The organism is Staphylococcus sp. HMSC057A08, assembly GCF_001812925.1.
In the GTDB taxonomy this organism is placed as follows: Bacteria; Bacillota; Bacilli; order Staphylococcales; family Staphylococcaceae; genus Staphylococcus; species Staphylococcus hominis.
In genome coordinates this window covers 1-367 of record NZ_KV810859.1, presented here as the reverse complement: position 1 = coordinate 367, position 367 = coordinate 1, and the positions used below count along the sequence as shown (strand labels likewise).

At 28.3% G+C, this 367-nt stretch carries 1 pseudogene; it reads left to right on the top strand.

What is annotated here, in order from left to right:
* Positions 1-354 (top strand): annotated as a pseudogene (locus tag HMPREF2881_RS09495) (MobA/MobL family protein); the annotation flags it as partial.
* Positions 355-367 lie beyond the last annotated feature (13 nt).

Sequence of the window (367 nt, the reverse complement as noted above, 5' to 3'; positions counted from 1 at the left end):
GATAGTTATAAAGAACATATTGATGATGATTTAAAAATAGATATAGGCAATAGAAATTTTGAAAAAGTGAAAGACCAAACACCTAATGAGAAAGTTCAATTACTCATTAAGCTTGAGAAATATAATAATATCAATCAAGAAGAAGTTATCGAAAAACATATTCATCAAGTGGATAGAAATGATCATGACAATCATCTTGAACACGAAGATGAACAATCTAATCATATTAATTTACCAACGATAAATGCCAGTGACTTCCTTATGTATTATGCGAACGAAACTGAAAAACAAAACAATATTAATCATAATAAAAAGAAGAAGAAACAGGAGAGGAATAACCAAATGAGAAGATAGTAGGCCGTTGAAA